This is a genomic window from Halomonas sp. Cn5-12 (assembly GCF_021532545.1).
GTDB lineage: Bacteria > Pseudomonadota > Gammaproteobacteria > Pseudomonadales > Halomonadaceae > Vreelandella > Vreelandella aquamarina.
On record NZ_JAKGAY010000034.1, the window covers coordinates 18,985 to 37,021 of the forward strand.

The 18,037-nt window shown below is 55.8% G+C and carries 16 protein-coding genes; 3 read left to right on the top strand and 13 right to left on the bottom strand.

Annotated features, from left to right (window positions below; translation table 11 throughout):
• Nucleotides 1–3 precede the first annotated feature (3 nt).
• The 5 genes from denD to ltnD form a co-directional block, all read right to left on the bottom strand.
• Nucleotides 4–969: a D-erythronate dehydrogenase gene (gene denD, locus L1249_RS14825; protein ID WP_062360794.1), complete on the bottom strand. Its 966-nt coding sequence runs from the start codon at nt 967–969 to the stop codon at nt 4–6.
• A 75-nt stretch (nt 970–1,044) separates the two neighbouring features.
• Nucleotides 1,045–1,842, bottom strand: a complete 798-nt coding sequence (gene otnI, locus L1249_RS14830; RefSeq protein WP_172416601.1) for a 2-oxo-tetronate isomerase — start codon at nt 1,840–1,842, stop codon at nt 1,045–1,047.
• Nucleotides 1,843–1,893: 51 nt separating this feature from the next.
• Complete coding sequence (otnC, locus tag L1249_RS14835) at nt 1,894–2,553, bottom strand: 3-oxo-tetronate 4-phosphate decarboxylase (RefSeq protein WP_172416602.1); 660 nt, start codon at nt 2,551–2,553, stop codon at nt 1,894–1,896.
• Complete coding sequence (gene otnK / locus L1249_RS14840) at nt 2,550–3,845, bottom strand: 3-oxo-tetronate kinase (RefSeq protein ID WP_172416603.1); 1,296 nt, start codon at nt 3,843–3,845, stop codon at nt 2,550–2,552. The genes otnC and otnK overlap by 4 nt, the downstream gene beginning before the upstream one ends.
• On the bottom strand, nt 3,845–4,780 hold the full coding sequence (ltnD, locus tag L1249_RS14845) for an L-threonate dehydrogenase (RefSeq protein ID WP_172416604.1): 936 nt from the start codon (nt 4,778–4,780) through the stop codon (nt 3,845–3,847). The genes otnK and ltnD overlap by 1 nt, the downstream gene beginning before the upstream one ends.
• 154 nt (nt 4,781–4,934) lie before the next feature.
• On the opposite strand from ltnD, the gene L1249_RS14850 reads away from it, so the two are divergent.
• The gene (locus L1249_RS14850) at nt 4,935–5,969 is read left to right on the top strand and encodes a LacI family DNA-binding transcriptional regulator (protein WP_172416605.1); all 1,035 of its coding nucleotides are present in this window, start codon (nt 4,935–4,937) and stop codon (nt 5,967–5,969) included.
• A 13-nt stretch (nt 5,970–5,982) separates the two neighbouring features.
• Here L1249_RS14850 and L1249_RS14855 read toward each other — a convergent pair whose 3' ends face one another.
• The 6 genes from L1249_RS14855 to L1249_RS14880 form a co-directional block, all read right to left on the bottom strand.
• On the bottom strand, nt 5,983–7,383 hold the full coding sequence (locus L1249_RS14855) for an amidase (protein WP_172416606.1): 1,401 nt from the start codon (nt 7,381–7,383) through the stop codon (nt 5,983–5,985).
• Nucleotides 7,384–7,406: 23 nt separating this feature from the next.
• Nucleotides 7,407–7,874: a RidA family protein gene (locus tag L1249_RS14860; protein WP_172416607.1), complete on the bottom strand. Its 468-nt coding sequence runs from the start codon at nt 7,872–7,874 to the stop codon at nt 7,407–7,409.
• Nucleotides 7,875–7,914: 40 nt separating this feature from the next.
• Nucleotides 7,915–9,189 carry a TRAP transporter large permease gene (locus L1249_RS14865; protein ID WP_172416608.1) on the bottom strand — a complete coding sequence of 425 codons (1,275 nt, stop codon included), beginning with the start codon at nt 9,187–9,189 and terminating at the stop codon, nt 7,915–7,917.
• Nucleotides 9,190–9,204: 15 nt separating this feature from the next.
• Nucleotides 9,205–9,726 (bottom strand): TRAP transporter small permease, encoded by a 522-nt coding sequence (locus tag L1249_RS14870; protein WP_172416609.1) that lies wholly within the window; start codon nt 9,724–9,726, stop codon nt 9,205–9,207.
• 58 nt (nt 9,727–9,784) lie between these two features.
• Nucleotides 9,785–10,786, bottom strand: a complete 1,002-nt coding sequence (locus L1249_RS14875; protein ID WP_213262625.1) for a TRAP transporter substrate-binding protein — start codon at nt 10,784–10,786, stop codon at nt 9,785–9,787.
• A gap of 68 nt (nt 10,787–10,854) precedes the next feature.
• Entirely contained in the window at nt 10,855–11,850 is a 996-nt protein-coding gene (locus L1249_RS14880) for an asparaginase (protein WP_213262624.1), read from the bottom strand.
• Nucleotides 11,851–12,069: 219 nt separating this feature from the next.
• Between L1249_RS14880 and L1249_RS14885 the strand changes: the two genes are divergently transcribed.
• Nucleotides 12,070–12,828 carry a FadR/GntR family transcriptional regulator gene (locus L1249_RS14885; protein WP_228169081.1) on the top strand — a complete coding sequence of 253 codons (759 nt, stop codon included), beginning with the start codon at nt 12,070–12,072 and terminating at the stop codon, nt 12,826–12,828.
• A 39-nt stretch (nt 12,829–12,867) separates the two neighbouring features.
• Here the strand turns inward: L1249_RS14885 and L1249_RS14890 are convergent, their stop codons facing one another.
• Nucleotides 12,868–13,761, bottom strand: a complete 894-nt coding sequence (locus L1249_RS14890) for a LysR family transcriptional regulator (RefSeq protein ID WP_213262623.1) — start codon at nt 13,759–13,761, stop codon at nt 12,868–12,870.
• Between the two features lie 274 nt (nt 13,762–14,035).
• Nucleotides 14,036–16,168, bottom strand: a complete 2,133-nt coding sequence (locus L1249_RS14895) for a PhoX family protein (RefSeq protein ID WP_228169080.1) — start codon at nt 16,166–16,168, stop codon at nt 14,036–14,038.
• A 295-nt stretch (nt 16,169–16,463) separates the two neighbouring features.
• On the opposite strand from L1249_RS14895, the gene mgtE reads away from it, so the two are divergent.
• The gene (gene mgtE / locus L1249_RS14900) at nt 16,464–17,822 is read left to right on the top strand and encodes a magnesium transporter (protein ID WP_228169079.1); all 1,359 of its coding nucleotides are present in this window, start codon (nt 16,464–16,466) and stop codon (nt 17,820–17,822) included.
• The last annotated feature ends 215 nt before the right edge of the window (nt 17,823–18,037 follow it).

An 18,037-nucleotide genomic window follows, 5' to 3' on the forward strand; every position in this document is an offset into this window, starting at 1 on the left:
CGTTCATGGGTGCTGCTCAGCCATAAAGCTATCGATGATTTGGGTAAAGTCATCGTCGCCGACAAAGCCAAGCTGACTCGCTTTTGCAGTTTCAAAGCGGGCGGGCCAACTGGCGACAATGGCTTCGATACGCGGGTCGGGTGCATGTTTAACGAGCGCTAGGGCCTGCTCCCCGGCCGCCGTGCGAAGCGCTTCAAGCATAGCGGCGACGCTCACCGTAATGCCCGGCAGCATAAACGCGCGAAACGGTGCGAGTGCTTCACGAGGTACCTGGGCACCATGCTCCAGCGCATCGACCACTTTGCCCGGCGACATCACAAACATTTCAAGGGTGGTGGGCACAGGGCAGATGGCCTCTTCACCATTGAGCGGCTCACGCAAAATGCTGGAGGCAAAGCTGGAGGCCGCGGCATTTGGACGGCCGGGGCGGATCACGATGGTGGGCAAGCGAAGCACCAAGCCATCAATCTCGCCACGACGGCTGTAATCATTGATGAGCAGTTCGCACATGGCCTTTTGGGCACCGTAAGAGTTCTGCGGATGCAGGGCGGTCATGTCGTCAAGCACATCAGGCAGTGCGCCGCCATAGGCCGCCACGGAGCTAGCCATAATGAAGCGCGTGTCGTGCATGCCACGGGCACGACAGCCTTCTAGCAATGACCGCGTAGCATCAAAATTGACACGCATACCGAGTTCTAAATCGGCTTCTGCGGCAGAGCTGACCACGGCCGCCAAGTGATAAATCACGTCAGGGCGCTGATCTAACACCTCGTCTAATGCGTGCGGCTGAGTAATATCCACTGCTCGCGACACCACAGTAATCGTGCCTGCTGAGGGCGACGGCGCTTCTACTTGGTCAATCAGCGTTAGCTGCGTGATCGATTGCTGACGCAGCTCACCACGCTGGATCAACTGCTGCGCGAGGCGCTGGCCCAAAAAGCCAGCGGCACCGGTAATGGCAATGTGCATGATGCGATTCCTAATGTTGCGTTGTTTTTGTATTAGTGAACGTATGTGCGACTGGCGCTGGCCAGAACAAGCTGCTTAATGCGTGATTAATCCCCTCGGCGCTCCCCATCCTAGCCCCGCTCGTGTAGCCGTTTTGGGGTGGTATTCACACCCTACCCAACCGCGATACCCCAGCGCGCTTAAGCGTTCAAAAATAGCGGGGTAATGCACTTCGCCCACATTAGGCTCGTTACGATCAGGCACGCCGGCGATTTGAATATGGCCAATAGCGTTAAACTGACGCTCTAGGTGACGAATTAAGTCACCATCCATGATTTGGCAGTGGTACAGGTCAAACTGAAGTTTGAGGTTTTTGGCGCCCACCTCGTCAAGCACAGCCATGGCCTGCGTTTGGCGGGAAAGAAAAAAGCCGGGCATATCACGGGTATTTATCGGCTCAATCAGGACATCTTTGCCTACTTTTGCCGCCTCGTTCGCCGCAAAACGTAGGTTACTAATATAGGTGGTGTGATGCTCTGCTTGGATCGCGGCATCCGCGTTGTCAGGCAAAAGCCCTGCCATGGCATGAACCCGCGGGCAGTTAAGGGCCTCGGCATAGCTCAGCGCTGCGGTGACCGAATCACGAAACTCCGATTCCCGCCCTGGTAGGCTGGCAAGACCACGCTCCCCGGCTTCCCAATCCCCCGGCGGCAGATTAAACAGTACCTGCTCCAACTGGGCCTCTTTCAACGCGTGCTGCAAGTCACTCGCAGCAAACGCATAGGGGAATAGATACTCCACCCCTTTAAAGCCGGCCTCTGCAGCAGCGGCAAAGCGGTCGATAAAGGCGTGTTCGTTAAACAGCATGCTGAGGTTGGCGGCTAATCGAATCATGGGGCGCTCTTGTCGTTATGGGCGTTATTAAGTGCTTTGTTCAGTGCGTCGCTAGTCACGTGGAAAACGCGCTTCCAGTTCGGCGACCTGCTCTGGCGTCAGCCCTCGCGGGTTCTCGCCCCGCAGCAGCAGGTAAAGCTTGGCGGTCTCTTCCAGCTCTTCGGTGGCATACACCGCCGCTTCTAGATTTTTGCCTGCTACCACTGGGCCGTGGTTGGCCAGCAGTACCGCGCTATGCTTGCCCGCCAGGCCCCGCACTGCTTCACCCAGCTGGGGGTCGCCAGGAATGTGATAAGGCACCAGCGGTAACTTGCCCACCCGCATGACGTAGTAGGCAGTGAGTGGCGGAATACAGTCGCAGGGGTCTACCCCCGGCAAACACGACACCGCCACCGAATGAGTGGAGTGAAGATGCACAATGGCACCGGACTGCGGGCGCTCGGCGTACATAGCCATGTGTAAAAACTGCTCTTTGGTAGGTTTATCGCCACTGAGCAGTTGGCCGTGCGGGTCCAGATGGGCAATACGCGCGGGGTCCAGCCGCCCTAGGCAGGCGTTGGTGGGCGTCATCAGCCAGCCGCCATCGTCTAACCGCACGCTGATGTTGCCGCTGGAGCCCATGGTGAGGCCACGGTCGAACAGCGATTTACCAAGCGTGCTGATCTGCTCGCGCAGGGTGTTCTGGTGATGATGACGAAGGGGCGTGCTCATGCCAGCACCTCGAAGGCGCGGGTGAAGAAGTCCACGCCGCCAAAGTTGCCAGACTTCAGCGCCAGCGAGAGTGGTGCCTCGCGGCCTGGCAGCGAGGCTTGAGTCCAGGGCACGCCGGGGTCGATTTGCTCACCGATGCGCAGGGTCGTCACGCCTAACGCGGAGACCACGGCACCGGAGGTTTCGCCGCCCGCTACCAATAACCGGCCCACGCCTTCCTGCACTAACGTTACCGCCAACTGGCTTAATGCCTCTTCAACAAGGTACCCTGCTCGCTCCACGCCGAGTGAGGCTTGCGCGCTTTTCACTTTTTCTGGATCGGCGGAGGCGTAAATTAATACCGGCGCGTTGTCGGATAGCCGCTGCCGCGCAAACGCGAGCGCCTGCTGCTGTTGCTGCTCGCCCTCTGCCAGCGCCAGCGGGTCAAGCGCGAAACCGCCGTCAGGATACTTGGCCACGAAATCCGCCACTTGCGCCAGCGTGGCCCGTGAACAGCTACCCGACAGTACCAAGGCACCGCCAGTAGCAGGCGCTAAACGCCCCGGCTCTGCAATGTCTTCCAGCCAACCGAGTGCGCGGTACTGAGCGGGCAGCGCTTGCCCCAGGCCAGAGCCGCCAGTGACCAGCGCCATCGACGCTGTGGCTTCGGCCAGCACGTCCAAATCCTGCTCATCCAAGCTATCGCAGATCACATGGCGTACGCCTTGCTCGGCGAGCGTCGACAGATGAGTACGGGTTGCCTCAGCCCCTTTGGCGAGTACGGCCCGGTTGGCCAAGCCTACTTGGTGTGGCGTTTGGCGGGAGAGCACACGGACCAAATCAGCATCCTGCATGGGGTTGAGCGGGTGGTGCTGCATGCCGCTATCGTTCAGCAAACGGTCACCGACAAACAGGTGGCCTTGGTACACCGTGCGGCCATTAACGGGAAATGCAGGCACCATCACCGTTTGATGGGCATGAAGCCGTTCCAGCAAGGCATCGGCTACGGGGCCAATGTTGCCTTCGTCAGTGGAATCAAAGGTGGAACAGTACTTAAAGAACAGCTGGAGAGCGCCCTGCTCGCGTAGCCACTCAAGTGCTGCCAGAGAATCGGTCACGGCGTCTTGCACTGGGCAGGAGCGGGACTTGAGCGCGACCACGACCGCATCGACATCGTGCAAGTCCACCGCTTCTTGCGGCACGCCAATCACCTGTAGGCAGCGCATGCCGCCACGCACCAAGTTATTGGCGAGATCAGAGGCTCCGGTAAAGTCGTCGGCGATAGCGCCCAACACGATTCCCTGATGGCTCATTACTTCGCTCCCTTGGCATCGTTGGCCGCTTCTGGCAACGCAATGCCCGATAAGCGCTGATAAACCTTAATCACCGCTGAGTCATCTTCCCGCCCAAAGCCTGCGCCGCTGGCCGAGGTAAATTGCTGCAACGCGCTGGCAGCCACCGGTGTTGCGAGTGAAAGCTCGCGACCTGTTTGATGAACAATATTGAGGTCTTTGACGAAGATATCGACCGCTGACAGCGGCGTGTAATCACCGCTCAAGATATGCGGCACGCGATTCTCAAACATCCAGGAGTTACCCGCCGAATGGGTAATCACCTCATAAATCACCTCGGGGTCGAGTCCCATACGAATACCCAGCGCCATCGCCTCGGCCGCAGTGGCAATATGCACACCCGCCAGCAGTTGATTCACCAGCTTCATACTGGAACCTACCCCTGGTGTATCGCCTAAGCGATACACTTTGGCCGCCATGGCATCTAATACCCGCTGCGCTTTGTTGAACACTTCCGGCTGACCAGAGGCCATGACCGATAAATCACCGCTTTTAGCCTTGGCAGCGCCACCGCTAATGGGCGCATCCAGCATCCACACCCCCGCCGCAGAAAGGCGCTCGCCTAGCTGCTTAGCTTGGCTGGGTGCCACGGTGGCGCATTGCAAGATCACGCTACCCGGCGCTAGGTGGGCAACCACGCCCTGTGCCCCGAAAAGCACCTCTTCGGCCTGTTGACCATTCACAACAATCACCAACACAACGTCACAGTGGGCAAGCTCGGCGGGCGTTGCGACACTATTACCGCCAGCAGCGCTGAATACTTCGCGTGCACCGCTGGCAATGTCACAGCCGGTGACCTGAAAACCTTTGCTCAGTAGCGCAGTGGCAGTGCCCATACCCATGGCGCCTAAGCCAATCACGCCGACTTGCTGGGATTGCTGTTGATCTTGACTCACCTGCCGCTACCTCACTGTTGTTTTTAGCAGCCACGTTTAGCAAGACTGCTCGAAGCTTTTATCATTGAATGGTAGCGCTGTCATGATAGCGCTACCATTCCTTTTAGATTATTCTTTTCGTCATCACAAGCTGAACAATAGGGGCGTTCGACCAATGTCTAGAGACTTTTCGCATGCTGCTAAGCAGCGTCGTCGCTCAGATCAAGTGACGCTCAGCCAAGTGGCTGAAGCTGCGGGCGTCTCACCGATCACTGCTTCTCGAGCGCTTAATCATCCTGAAAAAGTCAGCGAGCGCACGCGTAATAGCGTACTGGAAGCGGTTGAGCAGCTAGGCTATGTGCCCAACCTCGTGGCGGGCAGCCTCGCCTCTTCGCGCTCTAAACTGATTGCCGTCATCGTGCCTTCTCTGATCAACACGGTATTTGTTGAAGTTATCAAAGGCCTTCAAGAGACCTTAGAGGCAGAGGGGTATCAAATACTGCTGGGCAACACCGACTACGATCTAGACCGCGAATATCAGTTAGTGCGCACGTTCTTAGGCTGGTCATGCTCGGCGCTGATTACCGCTGGGCTACGCCATAATCAAGCTTGCCAGACGCTTCTGAACAATTGGGAGCATCCCATCATGGAAGTGATGGAGCTGGGCAAGGGCATGGACCTTAACGTGGGGCTGGATCATGTGGCGGCCGGTCGCTGCATGGCGACTCATCTGATCGATCAAGGCTATCGCCATATCGTGTATGTGGGCGCGCGACTGTCTCAGGATTACCGGGCAGGCATGCGCTACGAAGGGCATCAAGAGGTGCTAAAAGCGAAGGGTATAGAAGCCCCGTTGGTGGAACTCGACACGCTAGGCAGCTTGCAAGCAGGAGCGGAGAGTTTACAGCAGGTATTAACCCTCTACCCGCAAACACAAGCCATTCACTTTGCCAATGACGACCTAGCCGCTGGGGCACTACTGGCCGCACATCGCCAGGGCCTCAATGTGCCGGGCGACATAGCGATTGCCGGATTTAACGGCCTGCCGCTTGGCCAGCATGTCACTCCTCAGCTCACCACCATTCTCTCACCCAGAGAAGAGATGGGCCGCCTAGCCGCCAAAGAACTTATACGGCGCCTAAGCGGCAAAAACGTTTACCGCCGTCAGCACGACGTGGGGTTTACGCTGCAAGTGGGTGGGAGCACCTAATAAAAATTAGCAATTACACCACTGGCGGTTGACCAAGAATCTCCAAGCCAGTCCCCAGTTCGTTTTCAATCGCCTGACCAATGGCCAAAAGTTTCGCGTCCTGCCAAGGCCCCGCCAACACTTGCAGGCCCACCGGCATGCCCACGGCGTCTTTCCCCACCGGCAGCGTTAAGGCACACAGACCCAGAAAGTTAGCGATCACCGTATTGCGCAACGCATGCATATTGGCTTTGGGATAGGCGCCTTCGGGTTGAAGACTTGCAAGAGTGGGCGGAGTAATCGCCACCGTGGGAGTCAGCACCGCATCGACATCCGCCATGCGAGCGGCGGCCGATTGATAGAGCGAGTCCAAGATCGTGCGACGACGTACATAATCCCAGGCGGGCATGTCATCTGCCGCTTTGACGCGGGCGGCAACGTTCGGGTCTAGGCAGTCAATCATCTCGGGCAGCTCAGTCTTTAGAAACGCGGCCAGCTCTGCTGCGGCCACACCGCCCAGTTTGAACAACTCGTAAGCTTCATCGATGCCAGGCAGTTCCAAGGTGACTATTCGTGCACCGGCGGCTTCGAGCTGTTTGATTGCCGAGCAAACCGTTTCCGCGATACCCGGGCTGCAGTCGTCCCAGAAAAACGTTTCTGGGACGCCAAAGGTTAGATCAGCAAGAGACGGCGTCGCCGGAACATGCTCATCTCGACCGCTGAGCGAGCTATCTAGGGCATCAAACGCGAAGGCGATATCATCCACCCGTCGCGCTAGCAGCCCCGGGGTATCCAGCGTGCTTGAAAGCGGCACAATCTGCTCGGTCGACCAGCGCCCGGCGGTGGTTTTCAGCCCCGCTACGCCGGTCATAGAGGCAGGAATACGCACCGAACCAGCTGTGTCGGTACCAAACGCTAAGCTCGCCGTACCACTCACCAGCGACACCCCAGCCCCGGAGCTAGAACCTCCAGGCGTGCGGTGCTGATTCCTATCCCACGGGTTGCGCGGTGATCCCCAGTGGGCGTTGGTGCCCAGTCCACCAAAGGCAAACTCAACGGTGTGGGTTTTACCCATCACAGACGGCAGCTGTTTTAATAGCGTGCTCACCACCGGGCCGGGACGCTCCCAGCGCTTCGGCAGGCGTTGGGAAGAGCCCGCATAAGTCGGCAGCCCCGTCACGGCGTAGATATCCTTGATTGATACCGTCATGCCCATTAGCGCCCCCGCATCACCACCTTGGGCGAGCACCGCATCGGCAGCTTTTGCCATTGCCAGTGCCCGCTCACCGTTCCAGGTGAGGTAGGCATGGTCGTGTTGGCCACGCTGCTGATACGCCGAGATAGAAGCCTCCGCTAGCGCTGTCGCGGTGAGGGTGCCTGCCCGCAGGCGTGCGCGCTGCTCCCTTAGGGGTAGAAAAATAGGTGAATCCTGCATGCTTTATGTACCTCTGTGGGTGCTTAACGCACTTCAAAAATAGCTTCGACTTCCACCGCCGCATTACCGGGTAGTGTCGCGACCCCGATGGCGGTTCTAACGTGACGCCCGGCATCACCAAATAGTGCGACAAAAAGCTCGGATGCCCCGTTGATCACCAGCGGCACATCGTGAAAACCCGGCGCCACATTGACGAAACCATTCATGCGCACGCAGCGCACCACGCGGGAAAAGTCGCCATCGACAGCATCGCTCAATTCAGCCAAGAGGTTCAAAGCGCACGCCTGGGCAGCTAGTTTTCCGGTTTCAAGATCGAACTCACCGCCCACCTTGCCAGGATAGAGAACATCACCGTCTCGTTCGCAAATCTGGCCCGCTAAAAACAACTGGTCGCCCAAACGAGACCAGGGTAGAAACAGGCCACGCGGCGTTGGAATCGACGGTAACGTAAGGCCCTGCTCCGCCACTGCTTGTTCAATCGTTTTGCTCATGAGTCGTTGTCCTTATTAATTAACCTATTCAAGCGATTGGTTAATAAATGAGCGAGGGCAGCCAAGTACTAAGCCATGGAATGTAGGTGATGATAATCAGCGCTATCAACATCAAACCAATCAGCGGCAAGCAGGCCTTAAACACTGCCTGTAGCGACATTTTAGATATCGCCATGGCAACGAACAGGTTCAACCCAACCGGCGGGGTAATCATCCCTACTGAGAAGTTGATCAGCGTGATCACCCCAAAATGCACCGGGTCCACGCCCACCTGGGCCGCAATAGGCTGCAGCAGCGGCGAGAGCACGATAATGGCGGAGGCGCTGTCCAGGAAGAAGCCAGCAACGATCATCACAACGTTAAACAGCGCCATGACCTGAAACGGATCGTCAGTCCATGACAGCACCTCACCTGCCAACTGGCTGGGCGTACCGGTAATGGCGAGCAGCCAAGAGAAAGCAGAGGCACCCGCTGTAATCAGCAGCAGCGTCGCGGAAATCAAACCAGAACTTCTTAGCGTTCCCACCAGTTCCGTTACGTTAATGGTGCGATAGACCACCATGCCGACAAACAGGCCATATACGCAGGCGACCGCTGCCGATTCAGTCGGAGTAAAGACGCCACTGTAAATGCCCCCCAGTAGAATCACTGGAAGCCCAAGGCCCCAGGCAGCATCTTTAAAGGCAACTAAAATTTGCCGCAGCGAAGGAAAAGGCGCGCGTTCATAGCCCTTGATGCTGCTAAAGACGATGCAGTAGGCGATGAGAATAGAAGCAATGACGATGGCTGGTAATAGACCTGCCGCGAACAGTCGCCCTACGGATGTGCCAGTCACAGAGCCGTAGATAATCAACGCAATACTCGGGGGCACGATCGGCCCCAAGGTACCGGCGGTTGCGATCAACCCAATCGCAAAGCGTTTATCGTAGCCAGCAGCGACAAGCGCCGGGAACATGATTGAGCCAATGGCAACTACCGTGGCGGGGCTTGAGCCAGAAATGGCTCCAAAGAAGAGACAAGACAGCACCGTGGCTGCTGCCAAGCCGCCTGGCACCCATCCTACCAACGCCTTGGCAAGATTAATCAGCCGGTCTGAAAGCCCGCCAATCCGCATCAGCTCCGCCGCCAGAATAAAAAACGGAATTGCCATCAGCGAAAAGTTGTTCATGCCAGTAAACATACGCATCGGCACGATGACAGGATTGGTGGCGCCAAAGAATTCAATCGCAAGAAACACCGCCAATGCCAAGGAAGCAAAGATGGGTAGCCCAAGCAGTAGAACGGCAAAAAAGATCGGTAATAAAGCAGTAATCATGGTCGCCCTCCAGGGTTAAATGAGCTTATCCGACTCAGCCACAAGCTCTTCGGAGAGACTCACCGGAGGCTTTTTCCAAACTTCATTGATGACCCATAGATAACGCAGAATCAGCAGAACACCGGATACGCCTATCGGCAGATAGAACCATGCCATTGGCAGGCGAAGTGCAGCGGTTAATTGCCCGCGGTCCAGCGTGCTGAAATAGAGGACAAAGCCGTAATAGGTCATGAAGCCAGCGAAGACGATACCGATCAGTGCTGCGATCATGTGCAACCAGCGGTTCACAGCGGGCGAGGCAATGGCATTAAGCACATCCACCGAAATATGAGTGCCATGACGGACACCCATACTGGCACCCACAAAACTCATACAAATAATGGAATAGATAACGACTTCTTCAGCCCAAAATAGCGAACCGCTAAAGCCGTAGCGATACACGACTTGGATGGTAGTGAGGACGGTCGCAATCGACATGAAAACGACCATCGCCACACTTTCCAAGCGATCAAGACATTTGTTGAGCGCTTCGAACATGAGATATCCACACCCCTAATGGGTCAGCAGAGAACAGCTTTATTGATAAAGCTTAGACTTAATACTCGATACCTACTGCGTCATAAACTTTATGTAGCAGCTCCGTAGTAACGATATCTTCATACTCTTCATGCACTGGCATACTGGCTTCAATAAAGGCGTCACGCTGCTCTGAGGTGAGTTCGTTGATCGCAATTTCGTCTTTAATCTCCTCCAAGATGGTTTCTTCGTCCTGCAGTGTTAGCTCACGGGAAGTGTCTCGACCGTTATCGAAAGCTTCCAGCATGACCGCCTGCAGATCTTCCGGCAGCGAGTCCCAGGAGTCCTGATTCATTACTGCAGCATAGGCGTGGTAAGCGTGATTGGTTAGCGAGAGATAATCCTGCACCTCATGGAAACGCATGGTATAGATATTGGCCAGTGGGTTTTCCTGACCCGACACCACGCCTTGCTGCAGGCCGTTGTAAACCTCGGTGAAGGCCATTGCGGTGGCGTTAGCGCCCAGGTTTTCATAGGTGGAGATGATGATAGGCGCCTGCATGGTACGCATGCGGATGCTATCCATATCCTCAGGAGTTTCGATCGGGCGATCATTGTTAGTGATATGGCGGAAACCCGCGCCCCAGAAGTTAACGCCATACATGTTATGGCCACTTAAGGTATCGAGGATTTCACGGCCTACTTCACCATCCAGGGTTTCCACCATGGTGTCGTAATCGGCAATTAAGAACGGTAAATCCAAAATCTGCATGCGTGGCTCAAAGTTGCCCAGCGTAGCAGTTGGGGGAATACCGATATCGACTAGGCCCATTTGAACCTGCTCAATAATCTCAACGTCACCACCCACTTGCGCAGCAGGTAATACGTTAATTGCAATACGACCGTTTGACTTCTCTTCTACCTCTTCTTTAAAGCGTAGCGCCGCCTGACCGTTAGGTGTGTCTTCAATTAACACATGGGCGAAACTGAAAGTGTAGTCTGCTGCATGAAGCTGGGCAGCTCCTAAAGAAGCGACTGCAATGGCAGCAGAGAGTGTGGCTTTCTTTAATGTTAGTTTCATGTCCAGCACCTTATTTAGTTATGGTGAATTACTCTTTTGTTTCCTGAGACCTGAGCAGGATTAAATGCTCAGGACATAATGCGCTCCATCGCCTCCCCTAGCGCTGCGCTTGGGGTATTGCTCAGTAACAGTGCAAGGGCAAGCCTTGCCTTACGTGCACTGATATCGTTAAGCATTAGCACTCCAGCCGACGCTAAGTCGGCTAAACTGCCGCTAAATTCATAGCTAGTGTTTACCGGTCCTTGAGCGCAGTTACTGACTATCGCTATGGGGACACCCGCGTTAATCAGCTCTTTGATCGGAGCCATCCAACTTGGAGGCACATGACCACGCCCCAAACCATCAATCACAACAGCTTTTGCCCCACTCTCAATACAGGCTTTTAGTAACGCCGGAGAGGCATCCAAATAGGCGGGAAGCAGGTCAACTCTGGGTAACGGGAAGTCCCATCCCGTCATGGGTGAAGTGATCGCCGCAGCCGTGTAATAAAGCTTCACCCGACGACCATCGACATACCCCATTGGCCCTACGCCTGGGGCTTCAAAACCATTCAGTTGAAAACTATTTACCTTGCGTGCGTAGCGCGCTGCAAAGATCGACTCATTAAATACCACTACGCAGCCCAACTGACGCAATTGGTCATCTGCCGCTGCTACAACGGAATCACAAATATTTTTAAAAGCATCAGTGCCTAATTGGTGGGGCGCCCGCTGAGAGCCAGTGATCACGCAAGGCTTATCAATGGGTAATGTCAGCGAGAGAAAATACGCTGTTTCTTCTAACGTATCGGTGCCATGGGTGATCACTAAACCATCGACCTCTTCACGGTCTAACGCCTCCCGGCCATGACGATAAAGCTCAGCAAGGTCAGAGAGGGTAATCGCATTACTGGGCTTCTGTAGGATTGATACCACTTCTAACGTGATATCAGCGCCCTGCGGTAACGTTACCTGACTGAGCAAATGTTCACCGCTCAATGCACCTGATTCACTACGACCTGACTCGCTAGGCTTGCTAGCAATAGTGCCGCCAGTTGTCAGTACCACTATGCGCTTCTTCGTCATGCTAATTCTCGCTTCAGCGTGCTTGGGCCTACCTAAACACCAGACATCAGATGTCTGATATCATGCTAGCCCTAAAAACAAACCATAATCAAGGCAAGTAATAAAACCAAAGCAAGATAAACATATTCTTTTTAAATATATGCAAGCAAACGCCTGGAGCCGCTAGGCTTAAGGCATTGATAGAATGGGATAGACATCCATGAGTCACGCGAGGCCTACATGAGTTTGAAACACCAGTACGAGACCACTTTCTCGAACAAGCCGCCTTTTGGGGATTCAATGGAGCGCAGTTCTGTAGCGCTACAACTTCTCGAACGCATAAAAAGCGCTTTGATACGTGGTGACCTGAAGCCTGGTGATTACCTGCCCTCAGAGACGGAGCTAACCCAAAGCTTAGGAATTGGAAAATCCAGCGTGCGTGAAGCCATTAAAATGCTACAAGCCATTGGAATTGTGGAAGTAAAACGAGGTCAAGGTACCATTATTCGCCGTGAACCAGGCACACCGCTAGTGGATCCTATGGCGTTTGGGATGATCCTGGCACGAGGCATGACGCGAGATGTACTGGAGTTTCGTCGCATGTTCGAACCGGCTTATACGCTTCAAGCAATGCACGGGGCAACGGCAGAGGATCATCAGCGTATTCAGCAGAGTATCGACGCCATGGAAGAGGCCATCCGCGCGAGCGTTCAGACTTCAAAGCACGATATAGCCTTCCATCGCGCCATTCTACACAGCACCCATAACCCCATGACCATCCGCGTCGGGGAAACCTTACTGCAACTAACCGAAGCCGCATTGGAAACTTCCATGCGCTCACTTCCCGAAACCGCACTGAAGGACCATAAAGCTATCTATGCGGCTTTCAAAGCAGGCGACACCGCTGGTATCCATGCGGCGATAGCCACCAGCAGCGAAAGCTGGGAAACCAATCTCACCTATGAAGATGACAGCGAGTTGATAAAGGCACCTCGTTAGCCGACTTTACAATCTTTCCGAATGACTAATGACGTCAGCTCATCCTTCACGAAAAGCCTCCACCACCCGCTCGGCCAACACTTCGCTGGCATCGCCACTACCAGGCCGTTTAACCAGCGCTACCTGATAATCGCCCAGCGGGGGAAGCAAATCACGAGTGAGACGTTTGAGCGGGGGGCGAATTAAGCTTTTTGGAAACGGTGAAATAGCCAGATCCGCCAACATGGCGGCTTCTTGCCCGGCACAGTGGTCGCAGGAGTAGGCAATTCGATAGTTCATCCCAGCGCTATCCAGTGCCTGGAGTGCAATTCTACGCCATGCACAACCCTGTTGAGCCAGGGTCACCGGCAGCGGCGTACGCTGTACGGCAACACCATCTTCACGACCCGCCCATACCAGCGGCTCGCTATGCACAATCTCGCCACGCCTCGCCTGCCCAGGCTCTCCCGCCATCACCAGAGCCAGATCAAGTTCCGACTCATCCAATCTTGCGAGCAGCTCTACGCTGCGGCCAACAATCACATCGACCTGCACGGCAGGATGAGAGCGGGCAAACTGGGCCAGTACGGTGGGCAGTACACGCCAGACAACATCATCGGTTATGCCCAGGCCTACACGCCCTTCCAGTGCCGGCGCCAAGAATTGAGTCACTGCCTCAGCATTGAGTTTCAACAACCGCCGACTATAGCCAAGCAGCACTTCCCCCTCTGCCGTCAATCGCACCTGGCGCGCTTCACGCACAAAAAGGTTCTGCCCCAGTATCTCTTCCAGGCGTTTGATCTGCATGCTCAGCGCGGAAGGAGTCCGAAACAATTGCTGGGCAGCGCGAGTAAAACTGCCACTTTCCGCAATTGTTACAAAGGTACGCAGCACCTCGCTATCCAGTAATGGCAAAGCGGCCCGATTAGTCTCCGCACCAGCGAACTGATTCATCACAGCACCTTTCAGAAAAACTTAAGGCACAGTGTAATTCTTTTCGTTTGATTGATCCAAGGTTGAGCATCAAGCTAGTGATCAGAGGTCGCGCCCCTCCTTCTTATTGACATACATGACACCCTTTCAGCAGGCGTAATGCCACTAGAAAGCAGGTGTACGTTGGAGGTGTGCGATGAAAAAATAGCGATAAAAGGCGTCGAGCCTGAAGATGGCTCGACGCCCTTAGAATGGCAATGACGCTCTGCATGACCGCTATGGTGGGCGGGGCGGTTTACACCCCCACCGGCCCACCATCGCGCTTCTGAATCACCACGGTAGCCGCACGCGGGCGTACTTGACCACTCGCCGCCGCAGTGGCGTCTTGCACCAACGCACTAGCATCCGCTGGCCAGTTGCCGGGGTGCTGGATGTTGATGAACAGCGCGGTTTTATCTGGCGTGGCAAAGATGCCGGTAACTTCACAGCCGTTCGGCCCCACCGCAAAGCGTTTGAGCTGTTGCTGGTTGCTACTATTGATCACCGGCCCCGTACCGCGAATATCCTCTAACCCTTGGGGCACCACGGCCAGTAGCTGGTCGTTGGTGTGCTCGGTAACACCTTCATAGCCGTTGTCGGTCTGAATCCAGAGAATGCCTTGGCCGTCTTCACGCTCGTCGAACCACAGGCCATCGGGGCTGGCAAACTGGTTCATCTCGTTTAGCCCGGAGTGGTTATCGGCGTCATCGGCGGCTGCGCCGAACACAAACACTTCCCAGGTGAAGGCGTTGGGCAAGCGGCTCTCCCGCCAACGAATCACGTGCCCGGCCTCGTTATTGGCGCGGGGGTTCGCGGCGTTCGCAGGGGCGGTAGCGAAGCCAACGCCCGGCTGGGCAAGCTCGCTTCCGTCGTTGGTGAAGGTGGCATCGCTGCCCTCTTCACTGCGCTGGGTGTTATTGGTGAGCGTTAGATACACCTCACCCGAGGCCGGGTCTACCGTGGCCCACTCGGGGCGGTCCATTGGCGTGGCGCCCAGCAGGTCGGCGGCATCGCAGGTGTTGATGATGATGCCTGCCAAGTCGTTCTCGGCCAGGCCAAGTGCGGCGGCCAGCGTGCGACCATCCTGGGTCTTGGCGCTCGGTGTGAGCGGCAGCCACTCGCCACTGCCATCAGCATGGAAGCGCGCCACGTAGAGCGTGCCGTTATCCATATATTTACTGCCAATGGCGAGGCGGTCGTACTCTGCGCCGGGGCGGTTGGCATCGGCGGGATCCCAGGCGGCATCAGAGACGTACTTATAGACATACTCGTTACGGGCATCGTGGCCTGAATAGTAAACGATGGGCTTGCCCGCTTCTAATTTGCCCAGCCAGCACCCTTCATGACGAAAACGCCCCAGCGCCGTACGCTTCACCGCACGAGCACCGCTGTAAGGGTCGACTTCTACTTGGTAGCCGAAGGTACGTGCCTCGTTGCGGTAGTCATCTTCGGCACGCTCACCGCGTGGAGTGATATCAAAGCGCGCAAACTCACCGTTCTGCTCGGTGGCGTCGCCCGCCGAGGTATCCCAGCCATAGCGGCTTTTATCCGTAGGAATACCGATGCGCGCATCATCTTGGAAGCGCTCGCCACGGTTGACGAAGATATCGGGCCAGTTCTCTTCACAGGCGATATAGGTGCCCCAGGGCGTCACGCCGTTACCGCAGTTGTTATTGGTACCGCGAGTCTGCGTGCCGTCAGGGGAGAACTGAGTTTTTACATAGTCGCTACCCGCCACGGGGCCGGCAAGATCCATCACCGTGGCGCTGGTGAAGCGGCGGTTATAGGGCGAATTAGCAACGTGAGACCACTGGCCGCTGGCGTCTTTCTCTACTTCGACGATCGTCACGCCATGGGCGTTGATTTCAGTGCGTGACTCGTCCGCTGGACGCGCGCCCGCTTCGGCATTGGTCGGTCCACCTTGGGGCGCCCACAGCGCATCTTGGTCGATGTATTCGTTATTCAGCGCCAGTACAAAACGGCGCGAGGCGTTATCCGCATCCAGGGCAAAACCGGCCATGCCGTCGTGGTGCATGCCCACGCTTATCGCTTGGCGCTCGGGCGTCATTGGCTGCTCAGCCTGCCACTCTTGGCCTGTCTGCAGCGGCGTGCCCCAGGGCACTAACACTTGAGCCACGTATCCTTCCGGCACAACGATGGCGTCGGTACGAGAACCACGCACCGCTTCAAACGCGAGGGTTAGTGGCGTCTTCGCCTGTTCGCCTGCGAGTGCTTGAGCCGCACCGCCAAACCCCAGCATAGAAGCCGCCGCCAACCCCAGGCCGCCCCGCATTACGTCGCGCCGGGAGACGTGCTGAGCCAGCACCTCGGCAAATGGCTGGTTATGGCTGTGGTTAAACAGGCGGTGATCTTCGATTTCCTTGCTCATGGAGCCCCTCGTAGTCATGGACATGGTCATAACGGTTTTTTGAAGAGGCTAGTAGCGCAAAATGAAATATGTATGACGGGTAAGCGACTTTTTAATGACGGTTCGATGGCAGGCGCTATATGAATAATGCTGCGGATAAGCTCATCAGCCACCATGCGCCACTACGCTCTCCTTAATTATGTCGGTCAATAAGCCTGCATGGCTTTCAACCCAGGCTATCGCTAAGATTCATAGTGAGCTATCAAGCGCTTTCAAGTAGTTGTGTTAAAAATTAATTCCCCAAAGGATGGACTCTATGCGCGATGAAGAGAAATACACCAACACCGAGGAGCAGCTGCTCTATCTTCAAAAGTTGCTAGACGAAGAAGATACCGCTGCCTTAAACGAGCTGTTTAATGAGCTCGATATTTTAGCGATTGCGCGCACTCTTGAGTCTTTTCCCGCCAAAACCCGTGATTTGCTGTGGGAGTACATTCCAGAAACGATGCTCGGCGAGGTGCTGGCCGAAGTCGATGAAGACATCCGTGCCGACTACATCGAAGACCTGACCGCCAGCGACGTTGAGCAAATTGTTAAGGGCCTGGATGCCCAGGAAGTCGCCGAGGTTCTCGATGTTGCTGACGAAGAGATCAAAACCACCGTCTACGCCAGTCTAGACCAGGAGATCCGCGCCCAGGTCGAGAATCTTCATGCCTATGAAGAGGACATGGTTGGCCGCTACATGGACCCGGAAACGGTCAATGTGAAGCAGGGCATGTCGCTGGAAGCCGTGCAGCGTTACATCCGTATTCACCACCTGCTCGACGATGACTCTCAGCAGATCATGATCACCGATAAGGACAAGCGCCTACTGGGCACCCTGACGCTGATTGATTTGGTCAAACAGCCCCAGGAGAGCACCGTGGACGAGTTCATGGACGATGCTCCCTACACGCTCAACGACCAGATGAAAGTCAGCGAAGCCGCCGCCCTGCTGCGCTCCAAAGAGCTGTCCTTTGTGCCGGTATGTGATAGCGACGGGCTACTGGTAGGCCAATTAAACGCCGCCGACGTACTGGAAATTACCCAAGACGATGCCGACATGACCTTGAAACACATGTCCGGCGTGAGCGACGAAGAGGAAGTGTTCACCCCGATTTTGCGCAGTGCCAAGAGCCGCGGCATTTGGCTTGGTATCAACCTATTAACCGCCTTTCTAGCCGCCTTTGTGATCGGTCAGTTTGAAGCGGTGCTGGATCAAGTTGTAGCGCTCGCTATCCTCATGCCGGTGGTCGCTAGCATGGGCGGGATTGCTGGCAGCCAGACGCTAACGGTGGTCATTCGCGGCTTAGCGCTTGGGCAAATCGCCGGTAACAACAAGCAGTGGCTCTACAACAAAGAGCTGTGGGTGGGCATGCTGAACGGCTTGGTATGGGCGCTGGTGGTCGGCGGTATTTCCTACCTGTGGTTTAGCGACCCGCTCATTACTCTGGTCATCACGCTGGCGATTTTTATCAACATGAGCCTCGCCAATATGTCTGGTGTACTGATCCCCTTGGTACTCAAAAGGCTGCAAATTGACCCTGCTCTATCCGGCGCGGTGATCCTGACCACCGTTACGGATGTCGTTGGCTTTCTATCGTTCTTGGGGCTGGCGACGCTGATTATTTTGTGATCAACGTGATGACAAGGCGCGGCTGCCTTTCTATTCGCCCGCTAACTTTTATCTAATGCTATGCTGTTGTGCCCCGCCACTGCGGGGCTTTTTTATGGTGCGCCAGGCATGGCGCGCAGCGCCAATTAGGCGCTATCCGGTCCGCCGTGGTGGTTGGCCGGATGACTTGGGGGTGAAAGTCCCCTACGGACCCTGATAGCGGGAACCGTTAGCTG